The sequence below is a fragment of the Crossiella sp. CA198 genome, assembly GCF_052078295.1.
GTDB lineage: Bacteria > Actinomycetota > Actinomycetes > Mycobacteriales > Pseudonocardiaceae > Crossiella.
This window is the reverse complement of the sequence record NZ_JBQJIM010000016.1, coordinates 35,457-56,161: the sequence shown is the minus strand read 5'-3', so window position 1 is coordinate 56,161 and position 20,705 is coordinate 35,457. Positions and strand designations below refer to the sequence as shown.

Annotated in this window: 20 protein-coding genes, 2 tRNA genes and 1 pseudogene; 17 read left to right on the top strand and 6 right to left on the bottom strand. The window is 69.2% G+C overall.

Going from position 1 to position 20,705, the window contains the following annotated elements; genetic code table 11:
• Positions 1 to 3 precede the first annotated feature (3 nt).
• From yidD to rpmH, 3 genes are read right to left on the bottom strand one after another with little or no spacing between them, the layout of a single operon-like run.
• Positions 4 to 288, bottom strand: coding sequence for a membrane protein insertion efficiency factor YidD (yidD, locus tag ACTOWY_RS26185; protein WP_247765887.1), 285 nt, complete (start codon positions 286 to 288; stop codon positions 4 to 6).
• A complete protein-coding gene (rnpA, locus tag ACTOWY_RS26180) occupies positions 285 to 656 on the bottom strand; it encodes a ribonuclease P protein component (protein ID WP_441312310.1) in 372 nt (123 codons plus the stop codon). The genes yidD and rnpA overlap by 4 nt, the downstream gene beginning before the upstream one ends.
• 13 nt (positions 657 to 669) lie before the next feature.
• A complete protein-coding gene (gene rpmH / locus ACTOWY_RS26175; RefSeq protein WP_088287484.1) occupies positions 670 to 807 on the bottom strand; it encodes a 50S ribosomal protein L34 in 138 nt (45 codons plus the stop codon).
• A gap of 376 nt (positions 808 to 1,183) precedes the next feature.
• Between rpmH and dnaA the strand changes: the two genes are divergently transcribed.
• From dnaA to ACTOWY_RS26110, 13 genes and pseudogenes are all read left to right on the top strand, one after another.
• The gene (gene dnaA, locus ACTOWY_RS26170; protein ID WP_441312309.1) at positions 1,184 to 2,797 is read left to right on the top strand and encodes a chromosomal replication initiator protein DnaA; all 1,614 of its coding nucleotides are present in this window, start codon (positions 1,184 to 1,186) and stop codon (positions 2,795 to 2,797) included.
• Between the two features lie 778 nt (positions 2,798 to 3,575).
• Positions 3,576 to 4,715 (top strand): DNA polymerase III subunit beta, encoded by a 1,140-nt coding sequence (dnaN, locus tag ACTOWY_RS26165; RefSeq protein WP_185001021.1) that lies wholly within the window; start codon positions 3,576 to 3,578, stop codon positions 4,713 to 4,715.
• Positions 4,716 to 4,760: 45 nt separating this feature from the next.
• Positions 4,761 to 5,675 carry a phosphogluconate dehydrogenase (NAD(+)-dependent, decarboxylating) gene (gnd, locus tag ACTOWY_RS26160; protein WP_441312308.1) on the top strand — a complete coding sequence of 305 codons (915 nt, stop codon included), beginning with the start codon at positions 4,761 to 4,763 and terminating at the stop codon, positions 5,673 to 5,675.
• 3 nt (positions 5,676 to 5,678) lie between these two features.
• Positions 5,679 to 6,833, top strand: a complete 1,155-nt coding sequence (gene recF / locus ACTOWY_RS26155; protein ID WP_441312307.1) for a DNA replication/repair protein RecF — start codon at positions 5,679 to 5,681, stop codon at positions 6,831 to 6,833.
• A gap of 161 nt (positions 6,834 to 6,994) precedes the next feature.
• Entirely contained in the window at positions 6,995 to 7,501 is a 507-nt protein-coding gene (locus ACTOWY_RS26150) for a DciA family protein (RefSeq protein ID WP_441312459.1), read from the top strand.
• Between the two features lie 196 nt (positions 7,502 to 7,697).
• Positions 7,698 to 9,671, top strand: a complete 1,974-nt coding sequence (gyrB, locus tag ACTOWY_RS26145; RefSeq protein ID WP_441312306.1) for a DNA topoisomerase (ATP-hydrolyzing) subunit B — start codon at positions 7,698 to 7,700, stop codon at positions 9,669 to 9,671.
• A gap of 51 nt (positions 9,672 to 9,722) precedes the next feature.
• Positions 9,723 to 12,290: a DNA gyrase subunit A gene (gene gyrA / locus ACTOWY_RS26140; RefSeq protein WP_441312305.1), complete on the top strand. Its 2,568-nt coding sequence runs from the start codon at positions 9,723 to 9,725 to the stop codon at positions 12,288 to 12,290.
• Positions 12,291 to 12,340: 50 nt separating this feature from the next.
• Positions 12,341 to 13,180, top strand: coding sequence for a DUF3566 domain-containing protein (locus ACTOWY_RS26135; protein WP_441312304.1), 840 nt, complete (start codon positions 12,341 to 12,343; stop codon positions 13,178 to 13,180).
• Between the two features lie 70 nt (positions 13,181 to 13,250).
• A tRNA-Ile gene (locus tag ACTOWY_RS26130) sits at positions 13,251 to 13,324 on the top strand.
• 69 nt (positions 13,325 to 13,393) lie between these two features.
• Positions 13,394 to 13,510: pseudogene (locus ACTOWY_RS26125) on the top strand (DLW-39 family protein); the annotation flags it as partial.
• 70 nt (positions 13,511 to 13,580) lie between these two features.
• A tRNA-Ala gene (locus tag ACTOWY_RS26120) sits at positions 13,581 to 13,653 on the top strand.
• A 245-nt stretch (positions 13,654 to 13,898) separates the two neighbouring features.
• Positions 13,899 to 14,381 (top strand): AMIN-like domain-containing (lipo)protein, encoded by a 483-nt coding sequence (locus ACTOWY_RS26115; RefSeq protein WP_441312303.1) that lies wholly within the window; start codon positions 13,899 to 13,901, stop codon positions 14,379 to 14,381.
• A 36-nt stretch (positions 14,382 to 14,417) separates the two neighbouring features.
• Positions 14,418 to 14,963: a DUF2020 domain-containing protein gene (locus tag ACTOWY_RS26110; protein ID WP_441312302.1), complete on the top strand. Its 546-nt coding sequence runs from the start codon at positions 14,418 to 14,420 to the stop codon at positions 14,961 to 14,963.
• A gap of 46 nt (positions 14,964 to 15,009) precedes the next feature.
• Here ACTOWY_RS26110 and ACTOWY_RS26105 read toward each other — a convergent pair whose 3' ends face one another.
• Entirely contained in the window at positions 15,010 to 15,549 is a 540-nt protein-coding gene (locus tag ACTOWY_RS26105; protein ID WP_441312301.1) for a hypothetical protein, read from the bottom strand.
• A gap of 93 nt (positions 15,550 to 15,642) precedes the next feature.
• Here ACTOWY_RS26105 and ACTOWY_RS26100 point away from each other — a divergent pair, with 93 nt between their 5' ends.
• Both ACTOWY_RS26100 and ACTOWY_RS26095 read left to right on the top strand, forming a co-directional pair.
• Positions 15,643 to 16,194, top strand: a complete 552-nt coding sequence (locus ACTOWY_RS26100) for a peptidylprolyl isomerase (RefSeq protein ID WP_185001031.1) — start codon at positions 15,643 to 15,645, stop codon at positions 16,192 to 16,194.
• 10 nt (positions 16,195 to 16,204) lie between these two features.
• Positions 16,205 to 17,098 (top strand): rhomboid family intramembrane serine protease, encoded by an 894-nt coding sequence (locus ACTOWY_RS26095; RefSeq protein ID WP_441312300.1) that lies wholly within the window; start codon positions 16,205 to 16,207, stop codon positions 17,096 to 17,098.
• On the opposite strand, the gene ACTOWY_RS26090 is transcribed toward ACTOWY_RS26095, so the two are convergent.
• Together ACTOWY_RS26090 and crgA are read right to left on the bottom strand one after the other, a co-directional pair.
• Positions 17,095 to 17,475 carry a PH domain-containing protein gene (locus tag ACTOWY_RS26090; RefSeq protein WP_441312299.1) on the bottom strand — a complete coding sequence of 127 codons (381 nt, stop codon included), beginning with the start codon at positions 17,473 to 17,475 and terminating at the stop codon, positions 17,095 to 17,097. The two genes, ACTOWY_RS26095 and ACTOWY_RS26090, sit on opposite strands and share 4 nt — an antisense overlap.
• Before the next feature lie 326 nt (positions 17,476 to 17,801).
• On the bottom strand, positions 17,802 to 18,068 hold the full coding sequence (crgA, locus tag ACTOWY_RS26085; RefSeq protein WP_185001034.1) for a cell division protein CrgA: 267 nt from the start codon (positions 18,066 to 18,068) through the stop codon (positions 17,802 to 17,804).
• 171 nt (positions 18,069 to 18,239) lie between these two features.
• Here crgA and ACTOWY_RS26080 point away from each other — a divergent pair, with 171 nt between their 5' ends.
• Positions 18,240 to 18,974 (top strand): DUF881 domain-containing protein, encoded by a 735-nt coding sequence (locus ACTOWY_RS26080; RefSeq protein ID WP_221489782.1) that lies wholly within the window; start codon positions 18,240 to 18,242, stop codon positions 18,972 to 18,974.
• A complete protein-coding gene (locus ACTOWY_RS26075; protein WP_441312298.1) occupies positions 18,971 to 20,698 on the top strand; it encodes a class E sortase in 1,728 nt (575 codons plus the stop codon). Before ACTOWY_RS26080 ends, ACTOWY_RS26075 begins: the two co-directional genes overlap by 4 nt.
• Positions 20,699 to 20,705: the final 7 nt, after the last annotated feature.

Sequence of the window (20,705 nt, the reverse complement as noted above, 5' to 3'; positions counted from 1 at the left end):
GAACTACTCCTCAGCGGATTTGCACGAAGCCCGCTCCGAAGCACGGTCGCGGGGCGGCGGAACGGGGTCCAGGCCTCCAGGGTGCCAGGGTCCGCAGCGCAACAGCCTGCGCACGGTGAGCCACGACCCGCGGAAGGCGCCGTGTGTGGTCAGCGCCTCCACCGCGTAGGTGCTGCAGCTCGGGTAGAAGCGGCACGTCGGGGGAAGAGCGGGGGAGATGAACCGGCGATAGAACCGGACCGGCCACAACAACACGGTGGCCACCGGCCCGGCCCGCCCGGCGCTCACGCCGCACCACCGTGGACGGGCAGACCGAGCTTGCGGAAGGCCGAGTCGAGATCGCCACCGAGCTGGGCACTGGTGGCCTCGGCCGAGTCGGGCAGGGCACGCACCACGAGGGCGGTGCCCGGCGGGAACCGGTCAAGCCGGTCCCGCATCAGGTGCCGGAGCCGGCGGGAGACCCGGTGCCGGACGACTGAATTGCCCACGGCCTTACTCACGACGAAACCCACCCGCGGCGAGCAGGACTCGCCAGGGGTGGGCGGGTTCGACAGTTGCGCGTGCACCACCAACCGGGGTCGCCCAACGCGGCGGCCCCGGCGTACCACCAGGCCGAAGTCCTGGCTACGGGTGAGCCGGGCAGCCGCGGGGAGCACGGCGGCGGGTGTCTCAGGCGGACAGCTCGTCGCGGCCCTTGCGGCGGCGAGCAGCCAGGATGGCGCGACCGGCACGGGTGCGCATCCGCAGCCGGAAGCCGTGGGTCTTCGCGCGACGACGGTTGTTGGGCTGGAAGGTGCGCTTGCTCACGGTCGGTTCTCCCGGTACATGGGTGTAGCAGGTCTAGGGTTGTCTCCGTCGCGTTCGTCAAGATCAGACGACCATGACAGGCACGGCAAACGCACCCGTCGGTACGCGGGAGACCGTTCGAGGGTACTTATCACCCGCCGTCATCTCAAATCCGCCCCCCGTTCCACCACAACGGGCAAGCAGGCCGCCCACTCCAGTGCAGTCGCCATCCGGGTCTTGCAGGCGGTGTCCAGTGTTGTTAGGTTGCCCCTTCCGCGGTTACAGGGGGGTCCATGTGCGGCCCGTCCTGCCTTCGTGCACAGTTGTGGACAACTCTGTGGACATCTCACGTTTGGTGTCCGCGCGGCACTGACACGAGGGGAGGGGAGCGGAGCAAGTGTCCGACACCCACGCCGAGCTGGGACTCGTATGGGAGCGTGTGGTGCAGGAGTTGTCCTCCGGCACCCTGTCTCCTCAGCAGCGAGCCTGGATGCGGGTGACCCGCCCGATCGGCCTGCTCGACGGAACGGCCCTGCTGGCCGCCCCGAGCGATTTTGCCAAGGACGCCATCGAACGCGCGTTGCGCGAACCGATCACCGCCGCGCTCTCCCGCCATCTCGGCCGGGACGTCTCGCTCGCGGTGAAGGTGGACAACGCGCCATTGAGCCCCGCCCCGCCCAAACCGGTGGCCCCGCCGCCGGTGAGCCCGCCAACGCACGCAGGCCCGTCGCTGGAACAGCCGACGATGCCCGCGATCCCGCTGCCGCTGGCCCCGCTGCCCAACGGGATGGCCACCACGCCGATTCCCGGCCCCGGGTTGCCGCAACTCGGTTCGCTGCCCACCGGCTTGACCGAGGGCGGGGACACCGAGGACGAGGTGGACGAGGAGCGCGAGGCGCTCGCCGCGGTGCACGAGATATGGCCCAAGTACTCCGGTAATTCGGCCGGTCAGCCCGCTCGCTCGCCGAGCAACCCGCAGACCAGGCTGAATGAGAAGTACACCTTCGACACCTTCGTCATCGGCGCCTCCAACCGGTTCGCGCACGCCGCGGCAGTGGCCGTGGCCGAGGCGCCGGCCAGGGCGTACAACCCGCTGTTCATCTGGGGCGAGTCCGGTCTGGGCAAGACCCACCTGCTGCACGCGGTCGGGCACTACGCCCAGCGGCTCTTCCAGGGCATGCGGGTGCGGTATGTCTCGACCGAGGAGTTCACCAACGACTTCATCAACTCACTGCGTGATGACCGCAAGGTCGCCTTCCAGCGCCGCTACCGGGACGTCGACGTGCTCCTGGTCGACGACATCCAGTTCCTGGAGGGCAAGGAAGGCACGCAGGAGGAGTTCTTCCACACCTTCAACACCCTGCACAACGCGAACAAGCAGATCGTGGTGTCCTCGGACCGGCCGCCCAAGCGGCTGGAGACCCTGGAGGACCGGCTGCGCACGCGGTTCGAGTGGGGCCTGATCACCGACATCCAGCCGCCCGAGCTGGAGACCCGGATCGCGATCCTGCGCAAGAAGGCCGCCCAGGACCGGCTGGCCGCGCCCGCCGAGGTGCTAGAGTTCATCGCCGCCCGGATCGAGCGCAACATCCGCGAGCTGGAGGGCGCGCTGATCAGGGTCACCGCGTTCGCCTCGCTGAACCGGCAGCCGGTGGACGTGCCGCTGGCCGAGATCGTGCTGCGCGACCTGATCCCGGACTCGCAGGCGCCGGAGATCACCGCGCCCACGATCATGGCGGTCACCGCGGAGTACTTCACGGTGAGCATCGACGACCTGTGCGGCCCCGGTAAGACCAAGGCGCTGGCCCAGGCCCGGCAGATCGCCATGTACCTGTGCCGCGAGCTGACCGACCTGTCCCTGCCGAAGATCGGGCAGACCTTCGGCGGCCGCGACCACACCACGGTTATGTACGCGGACAAGAAGATCCGCAAGGAGATGGCCGAGCGCCGCCGCATCTACGACCAGGTCCAGGAGCTGACCTCGCGGATCAAGCAGCGGGCCCGCGCCTGACCCCCAGCACGCCGTAGACGCCCGTCGGAGAGTCCCTCCGGCGGGCGTCTTCTCTTGTGTGCCCCGCCCGCGCTGCCGATGACTCCGGGGATGCCCTGGCATGGCCGCCGCACGCCGATGTTTCTAACTCGGCGTTGCCCCACCGCGCGCCCCACAAGCTGAGAAAAGTCGGGCGACCCAGGGCGGGACACCGGTCGGCCCCGCGCTGGGGTCCGGAACTTTTCTGACGGTGTGGAGCGCCCGATCGGACCAACTCTGGAGAAAGTTTCGGCGAGTTGTCCCCCATCCAGGGAGACCCGGACCACGCTCAGCCTGTGTAGAGGTTGGGTATGAACGCACCCACAGCTGGGGACAACCTTGTGGACAGCTCGCAGATCATGTGGATGCTCTTTGCCAACAGCTGAGTTGTCCACGGGTACCCCCGGTTTCTCACCAGTTGCCCACAGCCGTAGTCCACACCCTCAGAAACCACCTGAGCTGCGCAAACTCACTCTGTCCACACAACTCACAGCCCTTACTACTACTGCTGTCTTGATCTTTCGAAGAAGTAAAAATCAAAAGATGAACAAGCGCCGCGAAGTTGGGGATGGACGGCTCGCGGTCGAGGGCGGGCCGAGATGACGAGCAGGCCCGGAAGCCTCTACGGTGGAGCCCGCCTCGCTCGGACCTCGATGCGTCGCTGCGCCAACCCCGGGCCGCCGTGGCCCACGACCGACGGCGAACGACCAGCCCAGCCCGAGCCCATGACGGTCGCGTCGAATTTCCGAAAGGACCTGCCATGAAGATCCGCGTCGAGCGGGACGGCCTTGCCGACGCCGTCGCCTGGGTCGCCCGCAGCCTGCCCTCCCGGCCTCCGGTGCCGGTGCTCGGTGGAGTGCTGCTGGACGCGGGCGGAGCCGACGGCGACAACGGGGAGACGTTGACCGTCTCCGGCTTCGACTACGAGGTCTCGGCCCAGATCGGCGTGCCGGCCACCATCTCCGCGGCCGGTCGCACCCTGGTCTCCGGCAAGCTGCTGGCCGACATAACCAGGGCGCTGCCCAACCACCCGGTGGAGATCGCGGTGGACGGCGCCCGGGTGACGATCACCTGTGGCAGCGCCAAGTTCAGCCTGCCCACCATGCCGGTGGAGGACTACCCGCAGCTGCCTGCCATGCCGCAGCTCGCCGGGCACCTGCCCTCGGACAGCTTCGGCCCGGCCGTCGCCCAGGTCGCCATCGCGGCTGGCAAGGACGACACGCTGCCGATGCTCACCGGTGTGCGGATGGAGATCGAGGACGAGAAGGTCACCCTGGTGGCCACCGACCGCTTCCGGCTCGCCCTGCGCGAGTTCACCTGGGAGCCCAGCGGCGAGGTCGGCTCGACCGCGCTGCTCGTCCCGGCCAAGACCCTGGCGGACGCGGCCAAGACCCTCGGCGGCTCCGGCTCCAAGATCGAACTCTCCCTCGGCGACAGCGACGGCCTGCTCGGTCTGTCAGGTTCCGGGCGGCGCACCACCACCCGGCTGCTCGACGCCGAGTTCCCCAAGTACCGCCAGCTGCTGCCCAGCGAGCACGCCGCGGCCGCGATCATCGACGTGGCCCCGCTGGTCGAGGCGATCAAGCGGGTGTCCCTGGTCGCCGAGCGCGGCACCCAGGTCCGGCTGGAGTTCTCCGAGTCCTCGCTGCGCCTGTCCGCCGGTGGCGACGACGAGGGCAGCGCGGAGGAGGAGCTGCCGGTCGAGCTGACCGGTGACGGGCTGACCATCGCGTTCAACCCCGGCTACCTGCTCGACGGCCTCGGTGCGATGCACACCAGCCGGGCGCAGCTGACCTTCACCACGCCCAGCCGCCCCGCGCTGATCAAGCCGGTGGACGCCGAGGGCGAGGTCGAGCCCGGCTACATCTACCTGCTGATGCCCGTCCGGCTCCCCGGCTGAGTCCGCTCCATCCCGAACGCTTCGTAGTCAGGAAAGGTCGTAACTGTGGTGCAGCTCGGACTCGTCGGCCTGGGCAAGATGGGCTTCAACATGCGCGAGCGACTGCGCCGCGCCGGCCACGAGGTGATCGGGTACGACCGCAACCAGGAGGTCAGCGACAGCGAGTCGCTGGCCGACCTGGTGTCGCGGCTGGCCGCTCCCCGGATCGTGTGGATCATGGTTCCCGCCGGTGCGCCCACCCAGGCCACCGTGGAGGAGCTGAACGATCTGCTGGCCGAGGGCGACCTGATCATCGAGGGCGGCAACTCCCGGTTCACCGACGACCAGAAGCACGCCGCGCTGCTGGAGAAGAACGGCATCGGCTACCTGGACTGCGGAGTCTCCGGCGGGGTGTGGGGGCTGGACAATGGCTACGGCCTGATGGTCGGCGGCGAGTCGGCCTTCGTCGAGCGGGCGATGCCGGTCTTCGACTCGCTGCGGCCGGAAGGTCCGCGCGAGGAGGGCTTCGCGCACGCGGGCAAGGTCGGCGCCGGGCACTTCGCCAAGATGGTGCACAACGGCATCGAGTACGGCCTGATGCAGGCTTACGCCGAGGGCTTCGAGCTGCTGGACGCCTCCACCGTGGTCGACGACGCGCCCGCGGTGATCAAGGCCTGGCAGCGCGGCACCGTGGTCCGCTCCTGGCTGCTGGACCTGCTGGTCCGGGCGCTGGACTCGGACCCGGAGCTGGACGACCTGCGGGGTTATGTCGAGGACTCCGGCGAGGGCCGGTGGACCGTCGAGGAGGCGATCAACCACGCGGTGCCCGCGCCGGTGATCTCCGCCGCGTTGTTCGCCAGGTTCGCCTCTCGGCAGGAGGACTCGCCCGCCATGCGCGCGGTGGCCGCGCTGCGGAACCAGTTCGGCGGGCACGCGGTGCACCAGGCCGGTCCCAGCTCTGGTGCCGGATCGACAAACTGACCGTTGTACGTCCGAGCGCTCCAGGTCGCCGACTTCCGCTCCTGGGAGTCCGCCGACCTGGTCTTCGAACCCGGTCCGAGTGTGCTGGTCGGACCGAACGGCCAGGGCAAGACCAACCTGGTCGAGGCGGTCGGCTACGTGGCCACCCTGTCCTCGCACCGGGTGGCCACCGACGTGCCACTGGTCCGCCAGGGCGCGTCGCGGGCGGTGGTGCGCACCGCGGTGGTGCACCACGGGCGGGAACTGCTGGTCGAGCTGGAGATCACCCCCGGCAAGGCGAACCGGGCCCGGATCAACCGGGCGCCCGCGCCAAGGCCGAGGGAGGTGCTCGGCATCCTGCGCACCGTGCTGTTCGCGCCGGAGGACCTGGCGCTGGTCCGGGGTGACCCTGGCGAGCGGCGGCGGTTCCTGGACGACCTGCTGGTGCTGCGCGCGCCGCGGTTCGCCGGAGTGCGCGCGGATTATGAACGAGTGCTCAAGCAGCGCGGCGCCCTGCTGAAAACCGCAGGTGCGGCGCGCCGGGCGGGCAAGGGTGGGGATATTCGCACCCTGGACGTGTGGGACGGGCACCTGGCCCGGCACGGCGCGGTGCTGCTGGCCGCGCGGCTGGACCTGGTCGCCGCCCTGCAGCCGCTGGTGTCCGCGGCCTACGCCGGGGTGGCCCCGGAATCGCGACCCGCCGAGGTGAAGTACCGCAGTTGCCTGGGTGCGACCCTGCCGGCGGGATACGGTGTGGCAGGCGGCCCAGCCGCGGACATCGCGACCTTGGAAGCGGTGCTGCTGGAGGAGGTCGCCAAGGTGCGGACCCAGGAGATCGACCGAGGGGTCAGTCTCATCGGACCGCACCGGGACGAGCTGGAGCTGATCCTGGGCAGCACGCCCGCCAAGGGATATGCCAGCCACGGCGAGTCCTGGTCCTTCGCGCTCGCCTTGCGCCTGGCGGCCTTCGAGCTGCTGCGTGCGGAGGACGTCGAACCGGTGCTGATCCTCGACGACGTGTTCGCCGAGCTGGACCGGCGGCGACGGCAGCGGCTGGCCGAGGTCGCCGCCGCCGCGGAGCAGGTACTGGTCACCGCCGCGGTGGCCGAGGACGTGCCCACCGAGCTGGCTGGCGCCCGCTACGAGGTGGGTGAAGGGAAGGTCCAGCGTGTCCGGTGACAAGAGGTCAACCGGGTGTGACGCGTCGCACTCCTGGGGACAACCCTGTGGATAATGTGGATAACTCCGTCACGCGTGGGGATCTGCCACCACCTGACCCGGGTACTGATCGACCCTCCGTCACCTCTCCAGGTGGATTCAACGCGGAGGGTGAACACGGTCTGCGAGGGGTCGACCTGGCCAAGATGGCCCTGGCCGAGGCCCGCGCCGCCAACAAGGTCAAACGGGACGCGGCCAAGGCCGCCCAGGCCCCTCGGGCAGGCGGCGCCAACGCGCAACGCCGCCGCCGCTGGTCCGGGCCGGGTGTGGACAACCGGGACCCACAGCCGCTGGGTGCGCTGGCCGCCCGCATCGCCAGCGACCGCGGCTGGAGCGACAAGCTCTCCGGCGGCACCGTCTTCGGCAGCTGGGCCAAGCTGGTCGGCGCCGAGGTCGCCGAGCACGCCACCCCGATCGCGCTCAAGGACGGCGAGCTGACCGTGCAGGCCAGCTCCACCGCCTGGGCCACCCAGCTCAAACTGCTGCAGCGTCAGCTGCTCAGCCAGATCCGCGCCGGGGTGGGCAAAGACGTGGTCAAACGCCTGCGGGTACAGGGTCCGGCCGCGCCGAGCTGGCGCTACGGGCCCCGGCACGTGTCCGGTCGCGGCCCGCGCGACACCTATGGGTGACATGGCGCGGCTGGTTTTCGCGCAGAACCCTTGACAGTGATTCTCCGCGCTCCGGACCCGAACAAGTTGTTCTTCGGTCCTCTGCGACCGTCTCAGGGGTGTCCTAGGGTCATTCCTGTCCGGGTGGCCCGGTAGGATTGACGAGGTTGTGCTCCGCACCCAAGCGCACGCCGTCAAGCTGAGGAGATAGTGGCCTGTGGCTGCCAATACGAACAACGAGTACAGCGCGTCGTCCATCACCGTGCTCGAAGGCCTCGAGGCCGTCCGCAAGCGTCCCGGCATGTACATCGGCTCCACCGGTGAGCGTGGCCTGCACCATCTGGTGTGGGAGGTCGTGGACAACGCGGTGGACGAGGCGATGGCCGGGCACGCCACCAAGGTGGAGGTCGTGCTGCTCGCCGACGGCGGCGTGCGGGTGGTCGACGACGGCCGTGGCATCCCGGTCGATGAGCACCCGGTGGAGAAGCGCCCCGCGGTCGAGGTCGTGCTGACCACCCTGCACGCCGGTGGCAAGTTCGGCGGCGACTCCTACGCGGTCTCCGGCGGTCTGCACGGCGTGGGCGTGTCCGTGGTGAACGCGCTGGCCACCCGGCTGGACGTGGAGATCCGCCGGGACGGTTTCGTCTGGAACCAGCGGTATGAGAAGTCCGCGCCTGCACACCCGCTGGTCAAGGGCGAGCCCACCGACGAGACCGGCACGATCATCACCTACTGGGCCGACCCGGACATCTTCGAGACCACCACCTACAGCGCCGAGACGGTCTCCCGGCGGCTCCAGGAAATGGCCTTCCTCAACAAGGGCCTGATCATCACGCTGCGGGACGAGCGGGTCAGCGAGGCCGACGAGGTCGCCGACGCCGACGGGGTCAAGGCCGCGATCAAGGAGCGGACCTTCTGCTACCCGGGTGGCCTCGAGGACTTCGTCACCCACATCAACGCCACCCGCGAGTCAGTGCACAAGAAGATCATCTCCTTCGGCGCCAAGGCGGAGGGCCTTGAGGTCGAGGTCGCGATGCAGTGGAACACCGGCTACTCCGAGTCGGTCTTCACCTTCGCCAACACGATCAACACGCACGAGGGCGGCACCCACGAGGAGGGCTTCCGCGCCGCGCTGACCCGCGTGATCAACGAGTACGCGCGGGAGAAGAAGCTGCTCAAGGAGAAGGACGCGAACCTCTCCGGCGAGGACGTGCGCGAGGGCCTGGCCGCGATCGTCTCGATCAAGCTCAAGGAGCCCCAGTTCGAGGGGCAGACCAAGACCAAGCTCGGCAACACCGAGGCCAAGTCGTTCGTGCAGAAGACCTGCAACGAACACCTGCCCGACTGGTTCGACGCCAACCCGGCCGACGCCAAGATCATCATCAGCAAGGCCATCTCCTCCTCGCAGGCGCGCGCGGCCGCGCGCAAGGCGCGCGAGCTGGTCCGGCGCAAGAGCGCGCTGGAGATCGGCGGCCTGCCGGGCAAGCTCAAGGACTGCCGCTCCAACAACCCGGAGGAGTGCGAGCTTTACATCGTCGAGGGCGACTCGGCGGGTGGCTCGGCCAAGGAAGGCAGGGAGTCGCGCTTCCAGGCGATCCTGCCGATCCGGGGCAAGATCATCAACGTGGAGAAGGCACGCATCGACAAGGTGTTGAAGAACACCGAGGTGCAGAGCCTGATCACCGCGCTGGGCACCGGCATCCACGACGAGTTCGACCTGGCCCGGCTGCGCTACCACAAGGTCGTGCTGATGGCCGACGCCGACGTGGACGGCCAGCACATCACCACGCTGCTGCTCACGCTGCTGTTCCGCTTCATGCGGCCGCTGATCGAGCACGGGCACGTCTACCTCGCGCAGCCGCCGCTCTACAAGATCAAGTGGCCGCGGATCGAGCCTGAGTTCGCCTACTCCGACCGCGAGCGTGACGGCCTGATCCAGGCCGGTGTCGCCAACGGCCGCAAGCTGCCCAAGGACGACGCGATCCAGCGGTACAAGGGTCTCGGCGAGATGAACGCCGACGAGCTGTGGGACACCACCATGGACCCGGCCCACCGGGTGCTGCGCCAGGTCACCCTGGACGACGCGGCCACCGCCGACGAACTCTTCAGCGTGCTGATGGGCGAGGACGTCGAGTCCCGGCGCGCATTCATCACCCGCAACGCCAAGGACGTTCGCTTCCTCGATGTCTGATCTCGGCGAGCACAACAACACCTGCCCGCCGTTTAGAAGGGATTTCTGGTCGTGACCGACACCCTGCCGCCGACGGGCGACCGCGTCGAACCGGTCGATCTCCAGCAGGAGATGCAGCGTTCCTACGTCGACTACGCGATGAGCGTGATCGTCGGCCGGGCGCTGCCCGACGTGCGCGACGGCCTCAAGCCGGTGCACCGCCGGGTGCTCTACTCGATGTTCGACACCGGCCTGCGCCCCGACCGCAGCTACGTCAAGTGCTCACGCGTGGTCGGCGACGTCATGGGCAACTACCACCCGCACGGCGACAGCTCGATCTACGACGCGCTGGTCCGCCTGGCCCAGCCGTGGTCGATGCGCAACCCGCTGGTGGACGGCCAGGGCAACTTCGGCTCGGCGGGCAACGACCCGGCCGCGGCCATGCGGTACACCGAGGCCCGGCTGACCAACCTGGCCATGCAGATGCTGGCCGACATCGAAGAAGACACCGTCGACTTCGCCGACAACTACGACGGCAAGACCAAGGAACCCCGGGTTCTGCCGGCCCGCATCCCCAACCTGCTGGTCAACGGCAGCCAGGGGATCGCGGTGGGCATGGCCACCAACATCCCCACGCACAACCTGCGTGAGGTGGCCGAGGGCGTGGTCTGGGCGCTGGAGAACTTCGAGGCCGGCGACGAGGAAACGCTGGCCGCGATGATGATGCGGATCAAGGGGCCGGACTTCCCGACCAAGGGCCTGATCCTGGGCACCCAGGGCATCGAGGACGCCTACCGCACCGGCCGCGGCTCGGTCCGGATGCGCTCGGTGGTCGAGGTCGAGGAGGACGCCAAGGGGCGCACCATCCTCGTGGTGACCGAGCTGCCGTACCAGGTCAACCCGGACAACCTGGTGGAGAACATCGCCACCCTGGTCCGGGACGGCAAGCTCACCGGGATCGCCGACATCGCCGATGAGTCCAACAGCCGCAGCGGCATGCGGATCGTGATCGCGCTCAAGCGGGACGCCGTGGCCAAGGTGGTGCTGAACAACCTCTACAAGCACACCCAGCTGCAGACCTCCTTCGGCGTCAACATGCTGGCCCTGGTCGACGGCGTGCCGCGCACGCTGCGGCTGGACCAGATGATCCGGTACTACGTCAAACACCAGATCGAGGTCATCGTCCGCCGGACCAAGTACCGGCTGCGCAAGGCCGAGGAACGCGCGCACATCCTGCGCGGACTGGTCAAGGCGCTGGACATGCTCGACCAGGTGATCGCGCTGATCCGCTCCTCGGCGACGGTGGACATCGCCCGCACCGGGCTGATCGAGCTGCTCGACGTGGACGAGATCCAGGCCAACGCGATCCTGGAGATGCAGCTCCGCCGCCTGGCCGCGCTGGAACGGCAGAAGATCGTCGACGAACTCGGCGAGATCGAGCTGACCATCGCCGACCTCGAGGACATTCTGGCCAACCCGGAGCGGCAGCGGCGGATCATCCGCGATGAGCTGATGGCCATCGTGGAGAAGTACGGCGACGACCGGCGCACCCGGATCATCCCCTTCGACGGCGACATGTCCCTTGAGGACCTGATCGCGGTCGAGGACGTGGTGGTCACGATCACCCGTACCGGCTACGCCAAGCGCACCAAGACCGACCTGTACCGGGCGCAGAAGCGCGGCGGCAAGGGCGTGCAGGGCGCGGCGCTCAAGCAGGACGACATCGTGGCGCACTTCTTCGTCTGCTCCACCCACGACTGGATCCTGTTCTTCACCAACCAGGGCCGGGTCTACCGGGCCAAGGCCTTCGAGTTGCCCGAGGCCAACCGCAACGCGCGCGGGCAGCACGTGGCCAACCTGCTGGCCTTCCAGCCGGACGAGCACATCGCCCAGGCGATCCAGATCAAGGACTACCAGGTCGCGCCGTACCTGGTGCTGGCCACCAAGAACGGTCTGGTCAAGAAGAGCAAGCTGGCCGACTTCGACTCCAACCGCAGCGGTGGCCTGATCGGCATCAACCTGCGCGAGGACGACGAGCTGGTCGGCGCGGTGCTCTGCTCGGCAGAGCAGGACCTGCTGCTGGTCTCCGCGGGCGGTCAGTCCATCCGCTTCCACGCCACCGACGAGGCGCTGCGGCCGATGGGCCGGGCCACCTCCGGTGTGCTGGGCATGCGGTTCAACTCCGGGGACGAGCTGCTGGCCATGGCCGTGGTGGAGGAGGACCGGTTCGTGCTGGTCGCCACCGACGGCGGCTACGCCAAGCGGACGCCGATCGAGGACTACCCGGTGCAGGGTCGCGGCGGCAAGGGCGTGCTGACCATCCAGCACGACTCCCGGCGCGGGCGCCTGGTCGGCGCACTCGTGGTAGAGCTGGAGGACGAGATCTTCGCCATCACCTCAACGGGTGGTGTGATCCGGACCACGGCAGCCGAGATCCGCAAGGCAGGCAGGCAGACCAAGGGCGTGCGGTTGATGAACCTCGGTGAGGGCACAACGCTGCTGGCGGTGGCCCGGAGTGCCGAGCAGGAGGCCGAGCCGGAGAATGGTCTTGAGCCGGAGGACGGCTCGGCGCCGGAGGATGGCGCCGAGGTGGAAAACGGCTCCGCCAACGAGAACGACACCGAGCAGAGCAACGAATAGTCGCCTGAACGCGTCTCTTCGACGGACACCACCGTCGGTTAGGACTGCTGATGACTTCACCGAACCAACCGGACACCCCCGGGCAGCAGGCTGACAAGCCTGCTGACGAGGCAACCGTGATCACCGATCCGAAGCAACCGGACGGTGCCGCGGGCGCGTCGGGGAACACCGGCGAGCCCGCGCCCGCGGCACCGCCGGCCGAGGAGTTCGCGCAGGCATCGGCCGCTCCGCCGCCGTGGCAACGGGTGACCGTGACCAACCAGCAGAGCGCACCGCCCGCTCCCGAGCCCGTCAAGGAGAACTCGATCGACCAGCCGACGGCCGCGTTCCGGCCAGCCGCTCCGGTCGAGCACTCCGCGCCGCCGCAGCCCGATCTCGACGCACCCACGGTGTTCGGGACCGCGGCGGGCGTGCACCAGCCCGACAACGGGCTGGGCGCGCTGGGCCGGGAAACGGTCAACTTCTCCGCAGCGGCGACCACGCCGCGACCCGCGGTGGCCGCACCCAGCGCCCGCCGCACCGGCAGGGGCCCGCGCCGGGCCGCCCTGCAGGTGAAGCGGGTTGATCCGTGGTCGGTGCTCAAGCTCGCGCTGGTGCTCTCGGTCGCGCTGTTCTTCGTGTGGCTGGTCGCGGTCGGTGTGCTGTACGGCGTGCTCCAGGGCATGGGCGTCTGGGACTCGCTGAACAACACCTACAAGGATCTGGTGACCAACGCGGACGGCGGCGCTGAGCCGTTGATCAGCGCGGGCAGGGTGTTCGGCGTCGCCGCGGTTGTGGGCGTGGTCAACATCGTGCTGTTCACCGCGCTGGCCACGGTCAGCGCGTTCGTCTACAACGTCTCGGCCGACCTGGCAGGCGGCGTGGAGGTCACCCTCTCCGAACGCGAGTAGAACTGCCGGGAGGGGTGCCCCCCGATTTGGGTGGGCGGCACCCCTTCCGGTAGTGTTCATCTCGCAACGGGGGCCTATAGCTCAGTTGGTTAGAGCGCTTCACTGATAATGAAGAGGTCGGAGGTTCAAATCCTCCTAGGCCCACTGCCCGCTGCTCCTCAGGGGCACCCGTATCGGGCACCAACCGCGTGCCGCTTTGGGAGGCGAACGTACGTGAAGAAGCTTCTGGCACTTGCCGCTGTTGCCGGCGTCGTGCTCTTCTTTGTCAAGCGCAACCGTTCTGCGAAGGCTGAGGCGGACCTGTGGCGTGAAGCCACTGCTCCGACCGAGGGCTGAGTCGAACGAACCGAGGGACTAGGCGTGGCCGTCCAGGTACCGGCGGCCTCGCCAACTGTCCCACGGGGACGTAGCTCAATTGGCAGAGCACTGCCTTTGCAAGGCAGGGGTTAGGGGTTCGATTCCCCTCGTCTCCACCGACGATTGGGTCATCCCTGCTCGCGGAGGACGCTCGCCTGGATCGTCTTGTGATCACACTGGGGGCGAAGCCCCCAGACCCCACCCGGGGGGCTCTGCCCCCGGACCCCCGCTCGCATTGTTAGGCGGCACCGAACGTGGTGCCGCCTTCTTTGTTTCTCGAGGTTTCGGTGTGCAACCTGGTGGGTGAATCTCGCGTCTGGGAGTCGTCAGGGATTGACGATCTTCACAGGGGTGTTTAGCGATGTCTGTTCTCCGCCGGTTGGCGGTTGTTGTCACGTCGTTGTTCGCGGTGGTGGCGGTGGTCACACCGGCTGTCGCGGTGGCTGCCGTGGCGGCGCCGCCTGGGGTCAAGTTCCGGGCGGGCTCGCACGACGGGTTCGACCGGGTGGTCTTCGAGTTCGTGGGCGCCAAGGCGCCGGGGTCGGTGCTTTTCCAGCAGCTGGACGGGGAGCGGCCGTACTGGGGGCAGAGCGACCTGCGGGTCACCGAGCTGTGGGGCAACCGGTTCCTCAAGCTCGCCCTGCCCTCGCCGGCAGGGGCCGAACCGTATGTCGAGGTGATCGGCAAGCGGGTGGTCAACTACCCGCTGCCGCTGGTGCGCGGTGCGGTGGTGAACGAGGCCGGGCACGGCGGCAGCATGGAGGTCTCGATCGGCCTGGAGCGGGACGCCGGCTACACGGTCAAGCACCAGGGACACCTGGTGATCATCGACTTCAAGCGCTGACGTGGCGGCACGAGTGGCTCTAGGGTGGGCCGCGTTATGAGACGACCACTGCTGCTCGTGCTGCCCGCGCTCGCGGTGCTCTCCGCCTGTGGGGGCGCCCCGGCGGACTCAACTCCGCCGACCAGTTCCGGGGCCCCGGTCCAGGAGCCCACTTCGGCGGCGCCGGCGAAACCACCGCCGGTGCCGGAGCCGTCCGCCGACGGCCCGTGCCCGTACCTGGACAAGGAGGAGGTGCGGGCGGCCAACGGCCAGGGGGTCGGCAAGGTCCGGATCTCCGAGGGCAAGCCGAACCCGGCCTGCTTCTTCTACCGGGCCGACAACAAGTCGGTGCAGGCCATGGTGTGGATCTACAGCGGATCCGCCGACGTGGCCAAGCTGCTCGTCGACGCCCAGGTGCCGGTGGCAGGCTCGTCACCGGCCGATCTGCCCGGCGGGTGGAAGGGCGGGTCGAAGAAGACCGACACCGGCGCGGTGTTCGCGGTGGCCAAGGGCGAGTACGCGATCGTGGTCACCACGAACCAGGACCGCACCATCGCGGCCAAGCGGATCGCCACCGTCACGGCGGGCAACCTGAAGCTGTGACCAACGGTGGGGCCGGGCGAGTCTCGCCCGGCCCCACCGCTTCGGTTCACTTCTGGCGCGCGGCCGCCGGCCGGTGCCCGTTGTCGGAGGGGCTGCCCGCGGGGCGCTCCTCACCCTTGTCCTCGTTCTCCTCGACCACCGGCTTGACCTCCTGCGGCCGCCTGGCCAGCAGCACCGCGGCCACCGCGCCCGCGGCGCCGAGCAGCAGCACGGCGAAGGGCCACTTCCGGCGCTTCGGTTTCGGGTCCAGCCGGTCGGCCAGGCGCTTCTTGGCCTTGCGGCCACGACGGCCCAGATCCTTCTGCGCCTGCTTGGTGGCCTTGGCCAGTTCCTTGCGTGCCCGGCGACCGCGTTTGCCGATCTCCTGGCTGAATTCCTCGGCCGTGCCCGCGACGCTCTGGGCCAGCTGGTGCGGAGTGAGCCCACGCTTGGCCAGCTTCTTCTCCGCTCGCCTGCTCGCCCGCTTGGTGGCCTTGAGCCCGTCGGCGCCTGCCCGTTCAGCGCGTTTGCGCACCACGTGGATACCGGTGCCCAGTGCGCGCCCGACCTGCTCACCGGCTCTGGCTAGGGTCCGTACCTCGTCCATGCCTGCCTCCCGAGCGTGACGAAAGCCTCGTCAACGCGTTACCCCATCCTGCCCCTTCTCACACGATCCCGCCGTGGATGGCACGATGGTTCGGTGGCTGACAGCACTGAATCGCTCGTTGGGGCGACCGTGATCGCGACCCTGCACACCTCCGAAGGCGAGGTCCGGATCAAGCTGTTCCCGGACTACGCACCCAAGACGGTGAAGAACTTCGTCGGACTGGCGGACGGCTCCAAGCCTTACACCACCGAGAACGCCGCCGGAGAGCGGTCCGGGCCCTTCTACAACGGTTCGGTGTTCCACCGGGTCATCGCCGGATTCATGATCCAGGGCGGCGACCCGACCGGCACCGGCCGCGGCGGCCCCGGCTACACCTTCGCCGACGAGTTCAACTCCGAGCTGCGCTTCGACCGCCCGTACCTGCTGGCCATGGCCAACGCGGGTCCCGGCACGAACGGCTCGCAGTTCTTCGTCACCGTGGGCAAGACCCCGCACCTGAACATGAAGCACACCATCTTCGGCGAGGTCGCCGACCAGGCCTCCCGCTCGGTGATCGACACCATCGCGCAGGCCGAGACCGACCGGCAGGACCGGCCGATCAAGGAGATCACCATCGAGCGCGTCTCGGTCTCGGTCGAGCGCTGAGCCGGCGCCGATGACCCAGCCGCACACGCTGCCCGGCTGCACCCGGCACCCGGAGACGCCGACCGGGCTGAGCTGCATCCGCTGTGAGAAGCCGTACTGCTACCGGTGCCTGACGGATGGCTCGGTCGGCAAGCAGTGCCCGGACTGCCTGGCCGAGGGCAAGAAGAGCCAGCGCCGAGGGGTGAACCTGGTCGGCAATGAGGACGAGCACGTTCGCCCGATCGTGATGCCGGTGCTGATCGCGCTGAACATCGTCGTGTTCGCGATCACCGTGGTCCAGGCGGGCAGCGTCAACAATCTCGCCGCCTCCTGGGTCTATGACAACGGCGCGATGTGGAACCTCGCCGTCGCCGGTGACCAGTGGTGGCGGTTGATCACCAGCGCGTTCCTGCACGTGGCGCTGTGGCACCTCGCGGTCAACATGCTGTCGCTGTGGATGCTCGGCCAGGAGCTGGAGCCGCTGTTCGGGCGGATCCGGTTCCTGCTGCTCTACCTGCTCTCCGCGGTGGGTTCCGCGGTGGCCGTGTTCCTCTTCTCCGAGGGCGCGGTCGGCGCCTCCGGCGCGATCTTCGGCCTGCTCGGCGCGGTCGTGGTGGTGTTCATCCGGAAGCGGCAGAGCCTGCAACCACTGCTCATGGTCTTCGGCCTCAACGTGGTGTTCGGCCTGGTGATCGGCAACGTGTCCTGGGTCGGCCACGCCGGTGGCCTGGTTACCGGCGCGCTGGTGGCGGCGGGGCTGATCTATGTGCCGGTGGCCAGCCGGAAGCTGTGGCAGACGATCAACCTGGTGGCGATCACCGCGGCCGTCATCGGGCTGGCGATCTTCCAGTACTACGAGATGCCGCGGCAGGAGTGCGATCCGCCGGGCGCGCGCATCCTGTGCGGACCGGTCGACCCGAACTAGGCGGGGCCGCGCAGCTCGCCGAGTTGCGCGGCCACGTCCTCGGGGTCGGCGCCCAGGTCCAGCCTGCCGAGCACGAACAGGCGCTCCAGCTCGTCCTTGCTGACCTCGATCTCCAGCACCGCGACCCGGCGGCCCAGCCGCTGGGTGTGCAGGACCCTGGTGCCGACCTCGGCCCAGGTCCATTCCTCGGTCCGGAACAGGCCACGGACGGACAACCCCATCGGGCCCGCGGCCAGCCTCGGCCGGGCGATGGTGCCGAACAACGCGGCGAAGCCCAGGACCAGCGCGGTGATCGCCGCGATCACCCGTCCGGCCGGATCCGCGGTGAAGACCAGCCACGCCGCCGCACCGGCCGCCAGCACCCAGCCGACGCTCACCAGCGCGGGGTCCGCTGACCAGGCAAGTTGTCGACTCTGACCCGTTGACCAGGGCATCTGCTCTTCCACCAGTCCAGCTTGCCCGTTCGAGCGCGTTCCGTCAGCCCCGCTGCGCCCAGCGGCGCAACCACATCATGTTGTGTGCCCCGGTGGCCGCAGACCGGCTATGGGGTGCCTGTGGAAAAAGTTATCCACAGGAGTTGTCCCCACTGGGGATGACTTACATCCGTGTGGTTCAGTGACCCTCCGCCAAACGGGTGGTGAACAGGGTGCGGCCCGGACGTGTGATCCCGTCCGGGCCGCGATACGCACAGTGTTTGCGCAGGTCAGCGCCAGCGCATGGTCATCAGCAGACCAGTGATCATCAGCGCGAAGCCGACCGCGAAGTTCCACGAGCCGAGGTCGGCCATGAACTGGATGTCCTGACCCGCGAGGTAGTACACGACCAGCCAGGCCAGCCCGAGCAGCATCACCAGCAGCATCACCGTGATGTAGATCGGGTGTGAGGGCCCCTTGGCCTTCAGCTTGACCGGCGTGCGCCGGTCCGCCGGCGGCGTGTAGACGTCCTTCTTGCGGACCTTGGACTTCGGCATTCTGTCCTCGCCTGACGTTGGATCCGATGGCTGTGTCTGTTCGCGGAGCGCGTTCGGCACAGCGAAAACGAAACTCCGGCCCGACGAACACGTTAACGTAGCCGAAGAGTGTGGAGGAGAGGCAACTTACCCTTGCTTACCCCTCGGACGGCGTAGGAGAGGACACGAGGCGTGCGGAGGCTCGACGGCTGGCGGGTGGCCGCGCCGGTGATGTGCCTGGTCGCGGGCCTGATCTTCGCGGTCAGCCACAACGTGGCCGACGGCCATGACCTGCGCGGCGGCCGCAACACCGAGCTGCACGGCCTGGTCCGCGACGCCGAAGGCCGGGTGCATGAGGCCGAAGCCGCCCTCGGCAGGCTGCGCACCGATCTGGAGGCCCTCGAACGCGGCGCCGCCAGCTCGGACGAGCGGGTCGGCAAGGCCCGCGGCACCGCGGCCAACCTGGCCAACCCGGCAGGCCTGAACCCACTGCGCGGCACCGGCCTGGTGGTGACCATCAGCGACGCGCCCCGCGGCCCCGACGGCCGCTACCCGGCCGATGTCCCGGTGGACGCGCTGGTGGTGCACCAGAAGGATCTGCAAAGCCTACTGAACGCGCTGTGGGCCGGGGGCGCGGAAGCGCTCGCCGTGGCCGACCAGCGCCTGGTCAGCACCTCGGCCGTGCGCTGCATCGGCAACACGCTGCTGCTGCACGGCCGCACCTACTCCCCGCCGTATGTGATCAGCGCCATCGGCGACCCAGACAAGCTGAACTCCGCTTTGGACGCCGCCGAAGGCGTGCGAATCTTCCGGCAGTACGCCCAGAGCTACGGCCTCGGCTACCGGGTCCAGCGACCCGATGTGGTGCGAGTGCCGGGCTATGGCGGGGCGTTACGACTGGACAAGGCACAGGAGGTGCCCCGATGACCGGCCCCCGCACGCCACAGCCGGAGGACGGCACCGAGGCGACCCAGGAAATCCACCACCGCCAGCCCCGGGAACAGCGACCGGAGCAGTGGTGGTCGGAGCCGGGTACCGAAGCCCGCCCGGCGCCGCGCCGCCCTGAGCCGCCCCAGGTGTGGGTGGAGCCCGGCGAGATCCCGCCAGCCGAAGGACGCCCGATGGCACCCCGTTTCCAGGGCGAGCCGCCCCGGCCCGACCACCCCCGCCCCCCGGCCGAGCCGCCGCGCCCGGACCCGCGGCTGGCTGGCGAGCGGTTCGAGGCCCCGCAGGCGCCCGGCGCACCGGGCCAGTTCGAGCCGCCACGCTTCGAGCCGCCGCAGGATCCGCGCGGGCACGGTGAGCCCGCACGGTTCGAGCCGCCGCACGACCCGCGCGGACAGGACGAGCCGCACCAGTTCCAGCCGCCCAGGGACCCACGCGCGCAAGGTGAGCCGCCGCGCTTCGAGCCGCTGCCGGACGTCCGCGGTCAGGGCGAGCCGCCGTACCCGCCGCACGAGGCGCGGATGCCGGGTGAGGGGCTGAACGAGCCGCCCCGGCCGCCGATGCGTCCCCGGGCCGAGCCGCCGCGGGCCGAGCCGCCGCGTGGCGCCCGTCCGCCTGCTCCGCCGCCTGCGGACGCCGAACAGACCCAGCTCATCCCGCCGATCCGGCCGGACGCCCCGCCGCCCGCACTCCCGCGAGCCGTGGCGCCGCCGCCCACGCCGGAAGAGCTGACCATGCCGATCCCGCGCATCCCCGCGCGGCCGCGGCTGGACGAGCCGGAGACCGAACTCATCCCGCGGGTCGAGGACTACGAGGACTACTCGGATCTCGCCGACCCGGATCCGGAGCCGGAACCCGAGGCGGCCGCGGTGCCCGCGCAGCGGCGTGAGCCGGGGCGGGTCGTGGTGCGGACCTTCGGCGAACTGCTGATCACGGCCGGACTCGTGGTGCTGCTGTTCGTGGTCTACGAGGTCTACGTGACCGACTGGCTCTCCGCGGGCAAGCAGGCCAACGCGACCGCCGCCATGGACGACCGGTGGAAGAACCCCAGCGTGGTCAACAACAACGAACCGCAGCGGACCAACCAGTTCCAGGTCGGCGAGGGGGAGGGCTTCGCCAAGGTCTTCGTGCCCGCGTTCGGGCCGGACTGGACCTACACCGTGCTGGAGGGGACCTCGGACAAGATCCTCGAGGTCGGGCCCGGTCACTACAAGGGCACCGCCTACCCCGGTCAGCCGGGCAACTTCGCCGTTGCCGGGCACCGGGTGGGCAAGGGCGCGCCGTTCAACGACATCGACCTGCTGGAGTCCTGCGACGCGATCGTGGTGGAGACCCAGAACGAGTGGTTCGTCTACCGGATGCTGCCCAAGGCCGATGAGGTCAAGGACTGGGCCAAGGGCAAGGGCGCGGACGCCAAGTGCAAGGGAGTCGCGCCGCAGGGCAAGGGCGGCAAGGACGATCCCTACGCCAAGACCGTCGGCCAGGAGATCGTGCGGCCGGAGCAGGGCGAGGTCATCGCGCCGGTGCCGTGGCGGGCAGGCAACGCCGTGCCGCAGGGCCAGCAGGCCAAGCTGATCACCCTGACCACCTGCCACCCGCGGTTCTCCGCCCGGCAGCGACTCATCGTGCACGGCGTCCTGGTCCGCACCCAGCCGAAAGATCCGAAGGATCCCAAGGCCGTGCCAGCCGAGTTCCAGACCGGCTGAAAGGTAC